This is a genomic window from Alkalinema sp. FACHB-956 (assembly GCF_014697025.1).
GTDB lineage: Bacteria > Cyanobacteriota > Cyanobacteriia > Leptolyngbyales > Leptolyngbyaceae > Alkalinema.
Genome location: NZ_JACJRC010000004.1, coordinates 1 through 18,284, shown reverse-complemented (window position 1 = coordinate 18,284; position 18,284 = coordinate 1). Strand labels below are relative to the sequence as shown.

19 protein-coding genes are annotated in these 18,284 nt (G+C 50.5%); 9 read left to right on the top strand and 10 right to left on the bottom strand.

What is annotated here, in order from left to right:
• Positions 1–296: 296 nt before the first annotated feature.
• Entirely contained in the window at positions 297–644 is a 348-nt protein-coding gene (locus H6G21_RS07055; protein ID WP_190572064.1) for a BON domain-containing protein, read from the top strand.
• A gap of 85 nt (positions 645–729) precedes the next feature.
• Here H6G21_RS07055 and H6G21_RS07050 read toward each other — a convergent pair whose 3' ends face one another.
• From H6G21_RS07050 to H6G21_RS07035, 4 genes are all read right to left on the bottom strand, one after another.
• Positions 730–1,293: a DUF6391 domain-containing protein gene (locus tag H6G21_RS07050; protein ID WP_199307082.1), complete on the bottom strand. Its 564-nt coding sequence runs from the start codon at positions 1,291–1,293 to the stop codon at positions 730–732.
• Between the two features lie 677 nt (positions 1,294–1,970).
• On the bottom strand, positions 1,971–2,768 hold the full coding sequence (locus H6G21_RS07045) for a hypothetical protein (RefSeq protein ID WP_190572062.1): 798 nt from the start codon (positions 2,766–2,768) through the stop codon (positions 1,971–1,973).
• A 95-nt stretch (positions 2,769–2,863) separates the two neighbouring features.
• Positions 2,864–3,637, bottom strand: coding sequence for an RNA polymerase sigma factor SigF (locus H6G21_RS07040; protein WP_190572060.1), 774 nt, complete (start codon positions 3,635–3,637; stop codon positions 2,864–2,866).
• Between the two features lie 564 nt (positions 3,638–4,201).
• Entirely contained in the window at positions 4,202–5,029 is an 828-nt protein-coding gene (locus tag H6G21_RS07035) for a photosystem II manganese-stabilizing polypeptide (RefSeq protein WP_190572059.1), read from the bottom strand.
• Positions 5,030–5,452: 423 nt separating this feature from the next.
• Between H6G21_RS07035 and H6G21_RS07030 the strand changes: the two genes are divergently transcribed.
• Positions 5,453–5,773: a hypothetical protein gene (locus H6G21_RS07030; protein ID WP_190572057.1), complete on the top strand. Its 321-nt coding sequence runs from the start codon at positions 5,453–5,455 to the stop codon at positions 5,771–5,773.
• 220 nt (positions 5,774–5,993) lie between these two features.
• On the opposite strand, the gene psbM is transcribed toward H6G21_RS07030, so the two are convergent.
• Entirely contained in the window at positions 5,994–6,101 is a 108-nt protein-coding gene (gene psbM / locus H6G21_RS07025) for a photosystem II reaction center protein PsbM (RefSeq protein WP_190572055.1), read from the bottom strand.
• Between the two features lie 158 nt (positions 6,102–6,259).
• Positions 6,260–6,580 (bottom strand): 2Fe-2S iron-sulfur cluster-binding protein, encoded by a 321-nt coding sequence (locus tag H6G21_RS07020; protein WP_190572450.1) that lies wholly within the window; start codon positions 6,578–6,580, stop codon positions 6,260–6,262.
• Between the two features lie 657 nt (positions 6,581–7,237).
• Between H6G21_RS07020 and psbB the strand changes: the two genes are divergently transcribed.
• The 4 genes from psbB to H6G21_RS07000 all read left to right on the top strand — a co-directional run bounded on the left by psbB (position 7,238) and on the right by H6G21_RS07000 (position 10,701).
• The gene (gene psbB, locus H6G21_RS07015; RefSeq protein WP_190572053.1) at positions 7,238–8,764 is read left to right on the top strand and encodes a photosystem II chlorophyll-binding protein CP47; all 1,527 of its coding nucleotides are present in this window, start codon (positions 7,238–7,240) and stop codon (positions 8,762–8,764) included.
• A gap of 107 nt (positions 8,765–8,871) precedes the next feature.
• A complete protein-coding gene (locus H6G21_RS07010) occupies positions 8,872–8,967 on the top strand; it encodes a photosystem II reaction center protein T (RefSeq protein WP_075600934.1) in 96 nt (31 codons plus the stop codon).
• Positions 8,968–9,369: 402 nt separating this feature from the next.
• Complete coding sequence (locus tag H6G21_RS07005; RefSeq protein ID WP_190572051.1) at positions 9,370–9,858, top strand: GNAT family N-acetyltransferase; 489 nt, start codon at positions 9,370–9,372, stop codon at positions 9,856–9,858.
• A 447-nt stretch (positions 9,859–10,305) separates the two neighbouring features.
• Positions 10,306–10,701, top strand: coding sequence for a hypothetical protein (locus tag H6G21_RS07000; protein ID WP_190572049.1), 396 nt, complete (start codon positions 10,306–10,308; stop codon positions 10,699–10,701).
• A 39-nt stretch (positions 10,702–10,740) separates the two neighbouring features.
• Here the strand turns inward: H6G21_RS07000 and H6G21_RS06995 are convergent, their stop codons facing one another.
• From H6G21_RS06995 to H6G21_RS06985, 3 genes are all read right to left on the bottom strand, one after another.
• Positions 10,741–12,738 (bottom strand): R3H domain-containing nucleic acid-binding protein, encoded by a 1,998-nt coding sequence (locus tag H6G21_RS06995; RefSeq protein ID WP_190572047.1) that lies wholly within the window; start codon positions 12,736–12,738, stop codon positions 10,741–10,743.
• A 74-nt stretch (positions 12,739–12,812) separates the two neighbouring features.
• Positions 12,813–14,117, bottom strand: a complete 1,305-nt coding sequence (locus H6G21_RS06990) for an LdpA C-terminal domain-containing domain (RefSeq protein ID WP_190572046.1) — start codon at positions 14,115–14,117, stop codon at positions 12,813–12,815.
• Positions 14,118–14,135: 18 nt separating this feature from the next.
• Entirely contained in the window at positions 14,136–15,017 is an 882-nt protein-coding gene (locus H6G21_RS06985; RefSeq protein WP_190572044.1) for a LysR family transcriptional regulator, read from the bottom strand.
• A 174-nt stretch (positions 15,018–15,191) separates the two neighbouring features.
• On the opposite strand from H6G21_RS06985, the gene H6G21_RS06980 reads away from it, so the two are divergent.
• Positions 15,192–15,686, top strand: coding sequence for a redox protein (locus H6G21_RS06980; RefSeq protein WP_190572042.1), 495 nt, complete (start codon positions 15,192–15,194; stop codon positions 15,684–15,686).
• A gap of 92 nt (positions 15,687–15,778) precedes the next feature.
• Here H6G21_RS06980 and H6G21_RS06975 read toward each other — a convergent pair whose 3' ends face one another.
• Positions 15,779–16,213 (bottom strand): SRPBCC domain-containing protein, encoded by a 435-nt coding sequence (locus H6G21_RS06975; protein ID WP_190572040.1) that lies wholly within the window; start codon positions 16,211–16,213, stop codon positions 15,779–15,781.
• 177 nt (positions 16,214–16,390) lie between these two features.
• Here H6G21_RS06975 and H6G21_RS06970 point away from each other — a divergent pair, with 177 nt between their 5' ends.
• Both H6G21_RS06970 and H6G21_RS06965 read left to right on the top strand, forming a co-directional pair.
• Positions 16,391–17,782, top strand: coding sequence for a malic enzyme-like NAD(P)-binding protein (locus tag H6G21_RS06970; protein WP_190572039.1), 1,392 nt, complete (start codon positions 16,391–16,393; stop codon positions 17,780–17,782).
• A 198-nt stretch (positions 17,783–17,980) separates the two neighbouring features.
• Positions 17,981–18,202: a hypothetical protein gene (locus H6G21_RS06965; RefSeq protein ID WP_190572037.1), complete on the top strand. Its 222-nt coding sequence runs from the start codon at positions 17,981–17,983 to the stop codon at positions 18,200–18,202.
• Positions 18,203–18,284 lie beyond the last annotated feature (82 nt).

The following is an 18,284-nucleotide window of genomic DNA, read 5'->3' as shown; positions in this document are numbered from 1 at the left end:
TTCAGCACGCTGCCCGTTCACTATTGTATCGTGCAGGGTGAGTTCCCTAGGGAGATTTGCGATCGCTTCTCGAAGTCATGGATTTCGACGTTTTTGGATAGTCGGCGCTAGCTGGAGATTCAACAAACCTGAGGATGAGATTGAAAGCTTAAAATTTCCCTATTTGGGCACTTATGGGTTTGAACCAATGTGCTCTAATGTGCTCTAAGTCGTCCACAGTTAGTGATTCAACTAACTTGAACAAAGTCTAGCCTCATATCTTCTTACAAATTAGAACAGTTGGAGAAACTAGAGTTATGGGTTGGTTACAAAGAATTTTTGGGGGTGGAAATCAAGCCGCACCGGAAGCGACGGCGGCAACTCCCATGGTGACTGCTGATGTCCCGGCTGAGTCCATTCCCCCTGAACGAGTTGGCTTAAATGGAGAGTATGATCAAAGCGGCTTAGCCAAACGGGTTGCTCAGGCTTTTGATCAGGATGCTGCCGTTGCTGACATTGATACGGTGTGGGTGGCCCAGTTAACCGGGGAAGTTGTGCTGAAGGGGAAAGTCCCCAGCCAAGATATTCTCAATCGCTTAGTAGAAATTGCAAGGGCTCAAAGTGGAGCAACAGGCGTGAATGTGGAGCAAGTCGAAGTTGGATAGCTAAGTTCAACTGAACAAATTAAGCAAGCTCTAAAATGCTGATCAATCATTTTTTGATCAGCATTTTTTGTCAGGCTGCTAGGCTTTACGATCGCTCCGTCCAGCCAATCTGGACGAAGTGGGTTGGGCGTCCTCCTGGGTCAGATAAGGGATAGATGCGGCGCACCACTAAGTTGAAGGGAATGGCCGTAGTGAGGTGTGCTTGTGCCCATTCGCCGATCGTGGGTGTGAGATGTGCAGCTGTCAGTACTGCCGATCCGAGTCCGATCGCCTGTGTTAAGGGATTTTTCGGGAACAACAGATGCGCACCCAGCACCAGTCCCGCCGTCAAAGTCATCCCAACGGCTACGTTTGTCCCACATCGTGGATGGATGGCTAAGGATGACTCTCCTGAAGTGAGTCGGTGTAAAGCTTGCCTCACTGCTTGCGTGAGTTGCGCCGTTTCAACCTGGCCGTACAGATAAAACCCTTCGTGGGTTGAGAGGCCACTTAAGTGTTCATCATCTACCGCGATGGTTCGAGGTAGCCGAGGACGCATCCGTCTAGCTTGATTCAGATGCTGTTCACTCAATACCCAAACAGTCCCATGCTCCAAAGCATGAATTTGCCGGAGTCGAAGAACGTCCTGAAGACTAGGGAGTCCACCCATTTGTGGAAAGAATTGTGGAAATTGAGTCTCCCACTCTGAAAAGAACGACCCAGATGAAGAACTTTGCGAGCTAGGCATCGAAAAATGGCGAAAATGCAGAGAAAAGGTTAATAAAACGGTTATTAGGCCACGGTGACAAGCCCATGGAGGCTGCATAGGATGGGCTTTCCAGCATGGTGAATTGTCTAATGTCTAATGTCTTAAGAGGATGTCTCTCAACAGCCTGTGGTGCAACAGCGTTAAAGCTCCCAAGAGCGTACCTTTACCAATTACCCATGTGCCTTTATCAATAATGTAGCGTGCCCACTTAAGGACAATCGAACTTGTTGCAAATTGTAGTCCGACTGCTGGGCTTGTAGGGCAAACTGTTGAGAAGGCTGTTGAGAAGGCTTTTGTCTATAGAGTGAAGCCTAATCGCCTCAACCTATAGACAACAAAAAACCGATGGTTCACCATCGGTTTTATCGGGGGAAGAAGAAAATGGCCCAACCAGTGATCGGGCTGGGAACAAATCTCAACCTGAAGTCGAGGTAACTTGAGGTTGAAGTAACTTGAAGTTGAAGTAACTTGAGGTTGAGGTACCTCTGGTAGACTGATACTCAGTTAGGAGTTATGTCAGTCAGGAGTCATAGCCTACTTACCCTAAAGCCACCACTTCGGTGAACAAGCATTCTGGTTTAAGCGGCTTTAGATCCCTTGGATCCAACTGGTCTAGCAACCTCTACACCGTTTTCTTCCAAAATGACGACTGGGTCGGATCCTGAAAAGACTTCAATCCGTTTGACCAGAACTTGACCGTTCGATAAGCGTTGTCCAGCCGAGACATAGCGGCTCGTCGGCTCATTGGGGGCTTTGACGATCGCTTGAGCGGTGCCTCGAATCATCACGACCCCACTGACCTCCACCGCCCGCGCTAATGTGGGTTCGGGTAAGGGAGGAATCGTAGGAATTGCTGTAGGTTGAGAGGGTAACCCAGGTCTAGGATTAATGGCGACCGGAGGCTGGGATCGAAAACGAATGGTTGGGATCGTGGCGGGTGGCTTAGGAAAGTTCGGTAAACTGGGTAGGCGAGTACTTTCCCCTTCTTTGCTCTCAGGAGGAAGGGTGGAAGGAACGACTGGGGTTTTGAAGGAAATGAGGGGAGAAAGTGAAGCGAAGGGATCCGTTGAACTACCTTTGCCAGACTTAATGCCTGCCTGTACTTGTCTGGCCCGTTCTAAAGGATCGGTAGACTTTTGTAACTCTGGGATGCTCAAAGTACCAACGGCAGTTTTTTTCCCGCTGTCCCCCTTCAATTTAGAATCTTTTTGGGCAACCAAAGGTTTATTAAAAGGTTGAGCCGCTGCAGGACTCGGGCTGGCAGTGGGGGAGGCACTGGGTGATTCCGATGGTGCTGTACTCGTCTCCTCCGACGCGCATCCACCGATCGACAGTGCCCACAGGCCCACGATCGCTAGAATTATCTGTCTTTGCATCTCCAATCCCCGAAAACTTTTCCTTCAAGATACTCTCTATTTTGGCAAATGACACAGTTATTCAGGGGAACTGAGGGGTTTGACAGAAAACCCCATTACTCATGCCCCACCATCAGATGTTGTAGGGTTTCTAGACCTTTTTTTACGCGACGAGAGACGGTGACGCAACTGACACCCAACCGTTCAGCCGTTTCTTTTTGGGTGAGATCATGCAAGAACACAAACTCCAAAATTTGCCGCGTGAGATTTTCGAGTTGAACCAGTGCCTGTTGCAGCCGAATTTGATCTTCCTGGGCTAACTGAAAGCTGCGATATTGATGATCGGGCACCAGTTCACCGAGGGAAATTGTGCCATTCTCATCGTCGTTGACGGGTGCATCCAAGCTTAACAGGGCTCGGTTGCGTACAGCTAACTTCATTTCCTGCCATTCTGCCAGAGAAACCTCTAGGGCTTGGGCAATTTCTTGGTCATTGGGAGTCCGCCCTAGCTGAACCTGGAGTTCTCTGACTTGGCTAATGGCCTGCCGTTGCAACGCTTGCCACCGGCGAGGGATCCGAACAGCGGGACTCTTATCTCTCAAATAGTGCTGAATTTCGCCCCGAATGTAGGGAAGGGCGAAGGAACTAAAGGCGTTGCCCTTGGTTACATCAAACCGCTCGATCGCTCGGATTAAGCCAATACAGCCAACCTGAATCAAGTCATCATAGGTTTCAGTACACTGATGCATCCAATGGTGGGCTTCTTTCCGAACCAGCCCAAAGTTCAACTCAACAATTTGATTGCGTAGCTGAGCCGAATGGTTCCGCTGGTATTCCTGCAGTAGGCGTAAACTTTCACTCTTCAGTTCACTAGAGACTGAGTTAAACATGATCTTATTTAATTGGGTAGAGCAAATCACCACAAACAATTGAGAGATCAGCAGAACGCTGAAATAAACCTACCAAATCACCGATCGCAGAATGCACCCACTGAAACTCGCTATATCTCTGAAATATAGCTGAAAATATATCGAAAGAATTGTTTAAGCGGTTTGTTGGCAAATGAGTCGCTTTTGACAGCTTAACTTCAAGGTATGCGTTCGTACACCCTCCTACAACTGCATTTCTACTGATGACAATGAGAAAAAGCCCGTTGCTATGCCGGCTTTCCACAGGTTTCAGCCAAAGGTCTTCGACCGGACGATCGGTTGCTAGCCCAGACAGCTCCGGAGTGGAATGGACTGAGCCCCCATAAAAGTGAGGAAACTAGGATCCGATGGGTCTCAGAACAACTCACGTGCTGGGGACTGAGCTGGGTGCTGGCGGTAACCCGAGGAATTTGGGGATAACGAGTGGGTCATCATATTAAAAAAGATGGATCAATTTTGATCCATCTTTATTTCATGTTCAGCTAGTTAAACTCACCCAGTTGCGGACTCTCTGGCCTTAGAAAATTAGGCTGCCGATGCAACCCGACCATAGAAAACACCACGGACTCGCACATCGCTGGGTTCCTTAGATCCCATATCAGATTCGGAAGGCTGGAAGCTTTCAAAGTTCCCAGCAACTTCACCCGTTTCACCATTGACCCGAGTAATCTGAAGGGAGATGTTCCCTTTACCCGTCAAGAACCGCTTGGTGTTTTCCTTAGCGAGTTCTTCATCGTCTCCACTGGAGGGAATCGCGACGGCACTTTCGTAACCAGTGGTTAAGCCACGTCCTTTAGGATCCAAGAAGTTCGATGTTCGGTAGGATGGAACGCGGAACTCACCCTGTAGGTCGGTAGAGGAGTTGATAGCATTTAAACCAGGTTGACTGGTTGCTTCTAAACCTTTAATCGTGAACAGCATGGGGAACTGTTCGCCACCGGGAAGTTGAACTGTCACGGCTTGGAAGTCCAGACCATCTTCTTCCTTAAAGGTGACACTGCCATCAGAATTGACAGTCAGGCGACCTTCAACGGCGTCGATCGACGACGTGTAGCGGGTCATGACTTTCCCAGGCACAAATTCAGCCTTTTGACGCTTACTTTCGCCTTCCACTTTGACTGCAAAGTTGGTGGGTTGTAAGCACAGATCCTTCAGCACGTAGGACTGACCGCCAGTTAACGGTACAGAACCCCGAGCAGTTTCTTCCAACGTAGGGCACAAGTTTGCCAGACCGGTGTTGTGAATTTCTTCGTAGGTCAAGCCCTCTTTGCTAGTGGGGGCCTCACTACAGGCAGTCACGAATACACTCAGACAAAATGCCAGGAGTGCAGCGATGATAGCGCGGTACCTCATGGTCAACCTCAAAGTCAATGTCAAAAAATCCCGCAGTGAAATTCACAATCAACCGTAGTCGCTTGAAATCAAGCGAACACTACTGGCTTCATCCACTGACAGGCTTTGGAATATTTAATAAAGGCTATAGGTCAGCTTGAACCTCTCATAGCATTTTACATGGCTTGTTACCCCTTCCTTGGGCTTTGATTGAAACAGATTGAGAAGAATCGATCTAAAAGTCCAATTTCATACCCACATTGCTTTTCAACAAAGCTTTACAACAAGTTCTGTCCAGTAAGTTCTGTCCAGTAAATTCTGCCAATACGTCCTAGTGTGCCTAGATTTCTCTCCAATGCTTTACTCCAACTTAAGGTTCAGATTACTATCCTGAGCAAGTTAAGAGCGCAAGTTATATAGACCCAAGCAAATTTCAGGAGTGTTATGGAAAATCAGGTAACTCAACGATCGACGGCGCTAGAACCGGAGCTACAAGATCTCATGGGCGTGGTGAAAAATTTGGCTCAACAGGCCGAGGGAGATACGTTTGCGCTGTTAGCATTGCTGCGGGTATTAGAGCAGTTACACCGGGAAATTTTTGAGGGTGCTTTCCAAGATTCATTGCCAACGACCCGTCATGGACTGTACAACTTGTTAAAAGATATTGAGCTAGAAGGGGGCTGGCCCCACATTCCCAGAATGAAAATTCAACAACTGATGGTGAATTGTCTCGAAAATACTGCTTCAGGAGAGTTGCAACCATAAATAGAATGCATGTTCGATCGTATGGCGATCGAACATGCATATCAATACGAAAACCTTGTTAAACGCTTGATTAAGGCGTAACAAGTTTGATCAAGGTATGAAAAAAATTTGCTTTAACTGACTCAACGCTATCGCGACCTGAAATGCCTGAATTGCCTCAACGGCTTCATAGTCAACATTCCCAGTAGCCAGTCTTGGGAGTATTGACTGTGTTCAGACACTACTGATTTTGACGGCTAGCGGTTTGGATATAGAGAATGAGCAAAAACACCGAAGGAACCAACACAAATAGAATGCTTGCTACAAAGCCAAGGTCGTTAACTTGCATACCACTTAGTCCGTCTCTAACTGCATAACTGGGATATTACCCCTCAGAATACCACTGTCGGAATCGCCAACCAACTTGTGTAAAGAAGTGTTGCGAAAATGATGACGGGCTTTTGGAGATTTGGACTGGAGCTGGGTGCCCAGGATCTCTGCGAAGGGTTACTTCTTCTTGCCTGTCGGCTTGGTTCGGACGGTCACATCTCCGTTGACCAGGGTTTGGCAGGCGAGCCGGTAATTGTCGGGCTTGTTGCGGAACCGCCGTTCCTCGACAGCCGTTTTGGGGGAGAGGTTGTCCAAGCCCTCGACAATTTCTACAACGCAGGTTCCGCATTGACCATACCCGCCACAGTTCATCATTTTGCCCATCAGGGTATAGAGGTCAATCCCGGATTCGATCGCCTTAACCCGGAGATTAGCGCCCCCAGAGGCGATCGCTTCTTTATTTTCAGCTTCAAAACGGATACAAGCAGTTGTAAACATGGGTGACTGGGTGGGTTGAGAAGAACTAGAAACGACCGAAGAGTCATGAACAACATCCGTTGCAAGGGATGGGGGTGAGGATTCAGTCATGGCAAAGATTCCTGGAGGTCAAGGGTAGCCAAATTAACGCAACAACAGCTTTACATACAGCAGCTTTACATACAGCTTTGCATAATGCGATGCCTGATGGGTGGGGAAGAGCCCTAAATTAGCCCCTGGGATGTCCAAGGGCGACCCCAAGGGCTGTGCACCCCGTAGAAGGCCCCAAAACCGGAACTTGGGGGTCTATTCAGGCATTGGGCGCTAACTGGACAAAAGCCCTGGATCAAGTTCATTGGCATTGTCAACTATCATGGCCCAAAAGTTAAGAATTGTGAACTTCTCGACGGGAAGGGCTGAACCACCGCAGCCGTTGTCTGGTCTGTCTTGCAAACGCTTCTAACAGTAGTTACACTTCTTTATACACTTTCATTTTTGCGAATGCAGTGTTGTCTGTCCATGCTACTCCCAGGGTGTTGCGCTAGTCGGATTCCTGACAGGTCAGGGCAGTGGGAGAGCAGGCCGGAGCTATCCGTAATCTGGTAAATTACCAATACCTAGCACTTTAACAAAAGGCTGAAAGAAGCGTTGCAGTCGTTTAGAGGAGGAGCGTAGTCAATGGGACTACCTTGGTACCGTGTTCACACCGTCCTGATTAACGACCCAGGTCGGTTGATCGCGACTCACCTAATGCACACTGCTCTAGTTGCTGGCTGGGCGGGTTCAATGGCCCTCTATGAGTTGGCTATTTTTGATCCGACCGATCCAGTACTGAACCCAATGTGGCGGCAAGGCATGTTCGTGCTGCCCTTCATGGCACGCTTGGGCGTGACGGGTTCCTGGGGTGGCTGGAGCATCACAGGTGAGACAAATGTCGATCCAGGTTTCTGGTCGTTTGAAGGTGTGGCCCTAGCTCACATCGTTTTATCGGGTCTGCTATTTTTGGCGGCTGTCTGGCATTGGGTATTTTGGGATTTGGAATTATTCCGTGACCCCCGTACTGGTGAGCCAGCCCTAGACCTCCCCAAGATGTTTGGGATTCATTTGTTCTTGTCTGGTCTTCTCTGCTTTGGTTTTGGTGCATTCCACCTGACTGGCTTGTGGGGACCTGGCATGTGGGTATCCGATGCCTACGGTGTGACGGGACATATTCAACCCGTTGCGCCGGAGTGGGGGCCTTCCGGATTTAACCCCTTTAACCCTGGTGGGGTTGTGGCGCACCACATTGCCGCTGGGATTGTGGGGATTATCGCTGGTCTGTTCCACTTGACGGTACGTCCGCCCGAACGGCTCTATCGGGCGCTGCGGATGGGGAATATTGAAACGGTTCTCTCCAGCAGTATTGCCGCTGTCTTTTTCTCTGCGTTTGTGGTGGCGGGTACCATGTGGTACGGCAACGCAACCACTCCGATCGAACTCTTTGGCCCCACTCGTTATCAGTGGGATGGTAGCTACTTCCGTCAAGAAATCGATCGGCGAGTCCAAACGGCTGTGGCAGAAGGCAGCAGCTTAAAAGAAGCCTATGAAGCGATTCCTGAGAAGCTGGCTTTCTATGACTATGTGGGTAACAGCCCTGCGAAGGGAGGCTTATTCCGTACGGGTCAAATGAATAAGGGTGATGGAATTGCCCAAGGTTGGCTGGGTCATCCAGTCTTTACCGACAGCGAAGGTCGTGAGCTCTTTGTTCGTCGTTTACCAAACTTCTTTGAAAACTTCCCCGTTGTTTTGACGGATAAAGATGGCGTTGTTCGGGCTGACATTCCCTTCCGGAAGGCAGAGTCTAAGTACAGCTTTGAACAAACCGGTGTAACCGTTACCTTCTATGGCGGTCAGTTGAATGGTCAGACCTTCACCGATCCTGCGGTTGTTAAGAAATATGCTCGGGCAGCCCAGTTGGGTGAACCGTTTGAATTCGATCGTGAAACATTGAATTCTGATGGGACCTTCCGCACCAGTCCTCGAGGTTGGTTTACCTTCGGTCACGCTGTTTTTGCACTGCTGTTCTTCTTCGGCCATATCTGGCATGGTTCTCGGACTCTCTTCCGCGACGTGTTTGCGGGTATTGACCCCGAACTCAGCGAAGAACAAGTCGAGTGGGGCTTCTATCAGAAGGTGGGTGATAAGACCACCCGTGCTAAAGCTTAGGGCCGTGGCTCGATAGGATGTTTGGGGCAAGTTGTAGTGGTTTACCCTATGGCTTGTCCCCCATCACCTGATAGATTGTTTCGTGAATCCTTGATTCAGAGGCTGTTATGGAAAGCGTTGCTTACATTTTGATTTTGACGTTGGCCCTGGGCGTTCTGTTCTTTGCCATCGCCTTTCGCGAACCCCCACGGATTGGCAAGTAATTGTTAAGTCTGTGTGGCTACCTGCCTAGTGATCATCTAAACACTGGGCAGGTTTTTAATTGCTAGATTTTCATGGTCAGCGTAGAACCGGCACGAATCTTGCTGGCGATGCTTCAATTCTGCTGATTGATGTCTCATAGGTTTTGTTTTACAGATTTTGTTTTACGAGCTTTGCTTCATAGCACTTGCTTCACCGCTGGCAATTGTCGTGAACTAGAAACTGTTGTTATCAAACTTTGGGAATTCTAGGAGCTAGCCTTGTCTCTGTTCTGGCCTGATATCAACTCTGCTTGTCCCCCAGAGATCACGTCTTATCCTTTGAGAGTGCGTCCGGCCCGATCGTCGGATACGAAGAAAATAGCTGAATTACTGATCCGATGTTTTGATTTGGTTTCCCCGCAAATGGCTTGGCTGTTGCCGTTGATTCGTCTAGGGATGCAAGAAGATCTGAAATATCGCTTGAGGCAACAACAGGGCTATGCCTGCTTTGTGGCCGAGTTGCAAGCAACAACGTTGCAAGGGGGGACGCTGCAAGCACCAGAGTTCCAACCAACGAATCCGAGAAATTTTCAGATTGTTGGCACGATCGAAGTCAGTCTGAGAAATCCCAACTTTTTAGGACGCCCCCAATTCACCTATCCCTACCTGGCCAACCTCGCAGTTCATCCTGACTATCGTCAACAGGGCATTGCACGACGTCTCATCCAGATGTGTGAACAAAAAATTGTTAATTGGGGAGCCCAGGATCTTTATCTACATGTTTTAGAAGAAAACTTTCCGGCGAGAAAACTCTACCTAGACCTAGGCTACAGCACCCAGTCTCTCGCCCGAATGTATGGCTTCCACCGCCAATCTCGATCGCTGCGAATATTCCTTCATAAAAAGATATAAAATCTTGAGAGCGAATTAAGCTGTCAATCCAATGAAGCGAGTTGCAACCTCATGTGAGTGAGTTTGAATTGCACGGGCGAATTTTGGTGAGGCATGTTGGAATCTTGCAACGGTTCTGTCAAGCGTGATTGACATCGGAGGTGGAAAAGTCAGGGCGAGGGGGCAAATTGTTTCCATGATCTGTGGCCACAAGTTCTTAGCAGGACGTACTTTCCTTCGATGTCCTCAGGCTGAGGAGGTGGCGCAGACGATGTTCGATTTGCAGTTTGTTCTACAGAGGGTTGTTCTACAATAGGGACTTAAATGACTGAGCATAAACTTTTAACAATTTTTGGGGCCATCTGCGCGAGGGAATACAGTCAGTCTTGTCCTGATCAGTAGGTAGGGTGTAGAGAGATTGGTATCGTGTGTGATATTTTAACCCAGCTACAGAGCGGGCAATTGCTCATGGTCAATAGTCGCAAACGTAATGGCTTAATTCTCTACAAGCCATTCCATGCTGAGTTCGCAGGTCCTGGGGCTGCGATTGGTGGAGGCTTCGATCGTAATTGTGAGCGAGTCGTTTGTGTGGGTGATCTCTCCGTGATTGAGCCCGATTCCAGCGACGATCGTCAAAAAGCTTACTTAATCCGACGGCAATGGATTCGGCTCATCCAGCAAATTACAGACACGCCGGACGCTCAGCAACGGGTTAGGATGCTGTTACAGCAATTTGAAAATTATTTTTCATCGGAAACAATTAAACAAGTTCCCGACGAAGCCTTTGCCCAGTTAGTTGGAGTTTTGCCGCACACGGTCTATCGAGTGCGGCATTCTGAGCTATCCTCTTCAGAGATCCGTTAATTCGCTCTGTTAATTCGTTCCGTTAATTCATAGATCGCATTACGCAGGATAGATCCGAATCCGTCGATTGGGTTCATCGCCAAAGCTGCGGGAAGTCAGGTGGTAGTGTTCCACCAACTCATGCTGCATTTTGCGCACATTGGCCGATCGAGGCAGTAATTCCACCGGTTGCCCCTTGGGAATCACGATCTGTTCCACGGCCAACCGTGCTTCTTCCAACGCTTCCAACTCATCATCAGTGTCCCCTCGGGTAAAGAGGCTCAAATCCGGTGTTTCCGGTTCACTGGGATCATCCATATTCAGCAAACGTCGCAGCCCTAGGGCAATTTGGGGAATGCTGCTGGATTTCAGCGTGTGAATGGGGATTTGGCGGGATTTGGCCAGGTGCCGTAGCTTGGAGTGATTTTTGACATGGGAACGTAGGGCTAAGACCGCATCCGCCGTATCAATATCCTTGGTCAGGACGATCGGGAGGTTGAGCGTGGTGATCAATTGATCCAACTGATGCCGTCCAATGCCGTAGGGATAGACCTGGAGGGGCAGTTCTTCCCCATTGGCTCCATAGTGGGTTTCCATGGCAGCACTTCCATCAAAGGCATTGCCCAACGATCGATCCAACAGGTGCTCAAACTCCCGCCGTTCCAAGCTAGGGTTCGAAATGGCCTGCATCCGACCGGACGATCGCCAGCCTATGGGTTTATCCGGCACTGCGACAGGGCCAGTGCTGTAGGTGGAACCATTGCTGTAGGCTGATCCACCATAGGAGGATCCACTGTAGGGCGGCTGACCGCCGAGGGGCGCAACTTTGAGAGGTCGATTTTTGGGTGGGATGGGGACAGGGCCGCCGGATTCTTGGGTAATCACGACTTGGCCTTTGCTGTCTACGGTGCGGACTTGGGGATTGGGTTGCCGTCCGCGCAGCAGCATGTCCACAGTTTGACCAACCTCTTCGTGCACCGTCCATTTCTGTCGCTCTAACATTTCCACCGCAATGTCAAAGGTGGGCGGAGCTTTGCGTTCTAGGACACTTTTTTGACTGCCGCGCCGACGGGCTTCTTCGTCGCTCAGCGTGACAGATTGAATCCCACCAATTAAATCGGAGAGGGTGGGATTTTTCATCAGATTTTCCAACTGGTTGCCGTGGGCAGTGCCGACCAGTTGTACCCCCCGTTCGGCGATCGTGCGGGCGGCAAGGGCTTCTAACTCGGTGCCAATTTCATCAATCACGATGACTTCAGGCATGTGGTTCTCCACGGCTTCAATCATCACCTGGTGTTGCAGTTCGGGTTGAGCCACTTGCATTCGCCGCGCGCGACCGATCGCGGGGTGGGGCACATCACCATCTCCCGCAATTTCGTTGGAGGTATCGATAATCACGACCCGCTTTTCCAAGTCATCGGCTAGGACACGGGCGATTTCCCGTAGGGCGGTCGTTTTGCCCACGCCGGGACGCCCCAGCATCAGGATGGACTGTCCGCTTTCCACCAGATCGCGAATCATGCCGATCGTGCCGAAGACCGCACGACCCACCCGACAGGTCAAACCAATCACATCCCCCCGGCGATTGCGGATAGCACTGATCCGATGCAGGGTTCGTTCAATCCCTGCGCGGTTATCGCCGCCAAAGTCCCCCACCCGTTGGATGCTCTCTTGCAAATCTTCGAGGGTAATTAAGCGATCGGACAGATATTCGGCCTTGCCGGGGAAACGGGCTTCTGGCTGCCGTCCCAAATCCATTACCACTTCCACCAATACCCCTTTCTGGGGATGGGCGTGGAGCGCAGTGCGTAAATCCGGGGGCAAAATCTCTAATAATTTGTCTAAATCATCGGTAATTTTCTGTTCCACAACTGTGGAAGATGGGCCATCGTTCCCCAACGGAGCAGGGTCTACAGAGGACGTTTCAAAGGCTTCAGCAACGGTATCAGCGGTGGTGGAAAAATCGCTAGGGTGATGGGACTGATGATGGTTGGATGAATTAGACACGTTTTGATTAGACAGGTTTTCGGGATACAGGCCGTCGATCGATTCGGTCATAAAGATATTTCAAAGAAGAAAAGGAAATTTCATCAAGAATCGTGTTATCTCGGGAAACACTCCCAAGATCGCATTTATGTCACATTTCCTAGTCCATGGGCGTTAACCAGGCTACAGCCGGCGATTTTTTTTAAGGGAGAGACTAAGTTGGCGGCAATTGTAACACCGGCCCAGAGTAGATCGGGGTGTTCTTCCAAACGGGTGGAGCCGCGTTCTTCCAGTTGATGCAAAACGGGTTGGAGAATGGATCGGGCGTAACTGCCATAGGCCACTCCAGCAATGGTGGGTGCGGTTAAGTTGTCGGTTACTGTTCCGGTTGCTATCCCGGTTGCTATCCCGGTTGTTGTTCCGGTTGCTATCCCAGAGGGAACACCCGTTGATGTCGCCATTCTAGCGAGACTGGTTCCCGACTGCATGGGGGGGGTGGAGTCTGCCGGGGCAGTCGGATCAGCACCCTCCTGTGGATCCGAACTCGATCGCGGAGCTTGCAATAAACCCAACGATCGCAGCTTTTCCACCGTATGACGATTGGTCCCACCCGCCAGTTGCACAAATCCCGGTAAACCCGCTTGTAAGACCTTTTGGCCCAGTTGAATACAAGCCCGCGTGGCTCCATCACCAATGTCACCGCTCATGGGTCGCCCATCGGTTTGCCAAACCAAAGCGCAACTGGGCGGCAAAGCCGGTTGCAGTAGCGTGGCTAAAGACCAGAGGTAATCAATTAAGTCCTCCCCATCGGGACAACTGACGGCGACTAATTTCAGCCGATCGCGCTGGGGTTTGATCGATCGCCACAGCCGTTGAAAATCTTCAAACCGCCCCACCTGGGTATGAATCTCCACCGCATCGACCCCCGCTTGCAGCACCGTCGGTGCAATCACCTCCGGTGCGTAAACGTAGGATCGGGCATGGATTTGTTCGATCGGGCAAATGGGCAAACAGCGACCACAGCCATAGCAGAGGGCATCGATCACCCCAGCGTAGTCGGAACCAAACACGATCGCCTCAGCAGGGCACACCTTTTCGCAGGGTCGCGGGCAATCGGCAGGACAGGCACTGCTAGAAAATTCTGCTTTGCGAAAATGCGGATCTTCACCATCATTCAAGCTCACCATGAGCCACGGCGTTGCGTCTCCATTGTAGCTCGGCAAATGGAAATTGGGTTGAGATTTTGGTACTAAAGTATTAGCGATCGCGATCGCTTCCCGCACCGTGGCGATGATGGCTGGATCGGCAGCAACATCGATGCAATCCACCCCCGCTAGACTGTAGACGATCGCTAAACTGCGAATGGCAGGAATGTGTTGATAGCTGGCACCGCAGATCAGTTTGACCCATTGACCGGTTTCCAGAGAGAGGCGAGGACGTTGAAACTGCATGGGTGTGGAATAGACGCACTATCGGCGCGATTGAAAAATTCCAGTGCCCCGGAGGAGATCGAGAAAGGCAAAGACCGCCGGAGGATGGAGCATCTCTGCAACCACCGCTGCGCCAATGACTCGCTCCAAGGGCACGGGTAACGATCGTACCGCGATCGATTCCGGAATGGGCATGGCAGCTAATCGAGGTAAGATGGCAGCCCCCAACCCCTGGGCCACCATGCTGACGATCGTCGAATCTTCCTTCATTTCGTAGGTGGCCTTGAGCGATCGGCCCCACTTGGCCCAATGCTCTCGCACCGCCGAGGTACATTCTGCGTAGTTGTAGAGAATGAATTCCTGATCCGCCAACATTTCCCAGGTCAATTGTTCCGGCAGGGTGGGATTGCGGTGGGGCAACAGCACGACAAATTCATCCCGCGCAATTTCCCAGGTGTCAAATTCCGTCGATCGGGGCAGGGGCACCAAACCAATATCGACTTTGCCTTCCCGCAATAGCTGCTCCACTGTGGTTGGATCACTCTCCGTCAACGTCACTTCGATCTGGGGGAAGCGATCGCGAAATTGCACAATTTTGGACGGCAATAAATGGGTGGCGGCGCTGCGAAAGGAGGCAATACGCACCTGTCCGCCGTGTAAGCCCTTGGTCTGCTGCACTTCCTGTTCCATTTGTTGGCGCAGATCCAACATTTGTTTAGCGCAGGGAAGCAGCCGTTCTCCCGTTTGGGTGGGGTAGGCTCCAAACCGGCCTCGATGCAAAAGCGGTACGCCCAATTCATCTTCCAAGGCCGCGATCGCCCGACTAATTGCGGCTTGGGAGACATCAAGCTCCAAGGCCGCAGCGGAAAAACTCCCCCGCTCAACCACTGCCATTAACGCCTGGAGGTGGAAAATGTTCATCTAGCACATCAATTCGCATTTCGCATAAACGTACCCTGGATTTAGTTTTGTTCCTCAAGGAGGGTAGAAGTTAGCTTAGGGACATCAAAGTTAACTTGAGTAAACAGATTTTAAGAATTCTGGAATCTGCCACTCACTGCTAGACAACGCCCAATACATCACTGATTGCGCCCTATGTTTGAACTGCTGCCTTACCATCGCTTTCGAGATACGCCTAGTGTTAGTTTTTTTGACATTACAATTTCAGGATCCAATGCCCGTGATTTAGTCATCCATGAAGGCCCTGCGGTCAGCCCTAATAATACGGAAGAGGGCTACTGGCAGTTTTATATGCATCCCAATCAAGAGGACAATTTGATTGCGTTATCCGGTGGCCGTACCTTTTACCTAGTCAACTTCAGTTGGGATTATCCCTTCCACATGGTGCGCCTAGAGGCCAAGGGTTCGATTCTGCGGATCCCACCGGGAACCTTCCATCGATCGGTGTCGGATCCCAATGGGTCGATCGTGCTGAATCAGGCGGTGCGGCTGGCGGAAACCACGGTGGAAAAGGAATTTCGCGTTTACAGCAGCGCGGACATTCCCCGTCTGATGCAGGTAACGGCTAAAACAGCACCGCCCCCCAAAATGCACGGCTTCCGTGAAATTGAGTTACGGCTAGCTTCTTGATCCGGCTCCAGACCTTAAATTTTAAATACCATTTTCAATACCGGGGTTCTATACAGAACCCCGGTATTTATAGGGGGCATCCTTAATGAAGCCTAAAAGCGCTCCACGTAATCCTTGAGCTCGCCACTCATGCGGCGGATGCCCCGCAATTGGTCGTCTTTGATAAATGACAACGCAAACCGACTCACCCACCCCGAAAAGCGCTCTTGGTAGAGGTACTTGGTTACGGCTGGCCCCACATCTTGTAATTCCATAGCCACATCGCTGCGGAAGCCAGGAATCGCCGCTTTCCAATGCAGCGTAAAGGTGGGGTGCAGTTGCGTTACCGTTGCCTTGAACTCCAACGGGTCATCTCCAGGCACCCGTCGCAGGGCAAGGACGATCGACTGTCCTGCGTGAAAGGGCAACTTAGGACTGCAATCGTAGAGAAACGTATTCCAGAACCGCCAACGGTCTTTGTAGATCAAGGCTTCCCAGACCGCTTGCCGGGGAGCAGAAATCAAGATTTCATGATAAAGCGTTGGCATAATTGCAGCTCATCGAAGCTCTTCTTTTCTATTCTGCACGCTGATTTTTGAATTCTGAAGATCCCTAGAAAATTGATTTTTCCAGGACGATCGTCGCGAATTCTCCAGAATCCTTTCTGTCCTCTTAACAAATTATCTTAAAATTAAGAGTTTGCACCCTACCGAAAATAGGCATCCATGGCACAGTTGACCCCAAATCCCAGCTACAGTTTGACCATTCGCGTTCAAGTTCCTAATCGTCCCGGTATGTTGGCCAATATTACCCTGGCCGTGTCTAACTTGGGGGGCAACCTAGGACACATCGAGTTGATTGAACAAACCCGTGAAATTGCTATTCGGGAAATCAACGTCAATGCCGCCAGTGAAGAACATGCGGAATCGATTACCGAAGCCGTGAAGGCATTGCCTGAGGTCAAGGTCTTGGATGTCTACGATCGCACGTTTACCCTGCATCGCGGTGGCAAAATTACGGTTCAAAGTAAGCAAGCCTTGCATGGTCAAGATGATCTGGCCATGGCCTATACCCCCGGGGTCGGTCGGATTTGTAAGGCGATCGCGGCGGAACCGGAACGGGTCTATGAACTGACGATCAAACAGAACATGGTCGCGATCGTCAGCGATGGCAGTGCTGTACTGGGGTTGGGCAACCTGGGGCCAGAAGCCGCCATGCCTGTGATGGAAGGTAAGGCGATGCTGTTTAAGGAATTTGGTGGCGTGGATGCCTTCCCCATTTGCGTGGATACCCAGGACACGGATGAAATTGTCGAAACGGTCAAGCGGATTGCACCTGTGTTTGGTGGGGTGAACTTGGAAGATATCGCCGCGCCCCGTTGTTTTGAAATTGAAGCGCGGTTGCAACGGGAATTGAACATTCCGATTTTCCATGATGATCAACACGGTACCGCGATCGTCGTTTTGGCGGCCTTGACCAATGCCTTGAAGCTGGTCAAGAAAGATATCAGCCAAGTCAAGATTGTGATCAACGGTGCAGGGGCTGCGGGGATTGCCGTGGGGAATCTGCTCAAGAAAGGAGGCGCAGAGACTATTTGGTTGTGTGACTCTAAGGGCATTGTTTCCAGCGATCGAACCGACTTAAACGAAGCCAAACAGTCCTTTGCCGTTGACCAAGCGGGGGATTTAGCATTGGCGATGCAGGGGGCAGATGTGTTTCTCGGCTTAAGTGCGCCCGGAGTCGTTAGCGTAGACATGGTGAAATCCATGGCCCAGGATCCCATTGTCTTTGCCATGGCCAATCCCATTCCCGAAATTCAACCGGAATTGGTACGGGATCTTGTTGCAGTCATGGCAACCGGTCGCAGTGACTATCCCAATCAAATTAATAACGTGCTAGCGTTTCCCGGCGTGTTCCGTGGGGCATTGGACTGCCGAGCCACGACCTTAACCACTAACATGTTCCTCCAAGCTGCTTTAGCGATTGCGTCCTTAGTCAATCCCCAGGAACTCAACCGTGAGCATATTGTGCCCTCGGTGTTCGACGATCGCATTGCTCCAGCGGTTGCCGCAGCGGTGCAAAAAGCAGCCCGCGAAGATGGCGTTGCTCAACACTAGTGAGGCATGCAGGGGCGCATCCTACGGTTGCGACCCTCACCCTAAATCCCTCTCCCGTTCTGGGCTACCGTGTACACACAAGTCGGAATAAACTAGGAAAAAGCGTAACTACTCAGGCTTAAAAAAATAGAGAGTTTTTACAAGAATCCAGAAAAAGCAGTTAATTTAGCATTCTATTAGGGACTAGAGATTGAATCTGTGAGTAAACCTGCGCTTCAACCCATCCAGCTCAGTGATGCAGAAATCCGTGCGGTGTATGGGCAGGGAGAAGAAGCCGTCGTGACGCTGGTCAAAACGTTGCTCAGCCAAATCGAAGTCTTATCGGAACAAGTGAATCAGCTGAGCGTGCGAGTCGAGACCCTGGAAGGGCAAGCCCTACCGTGTACACACAAGTCAGGGGAAAGTCATTTTCCAACCTAAGAAAATGCCTTCAAACCGTTGTAGACCCTTGACGATCGTCACAACACCAGGGGGACGCTGCGAGGGATAGCCAGACCATCCC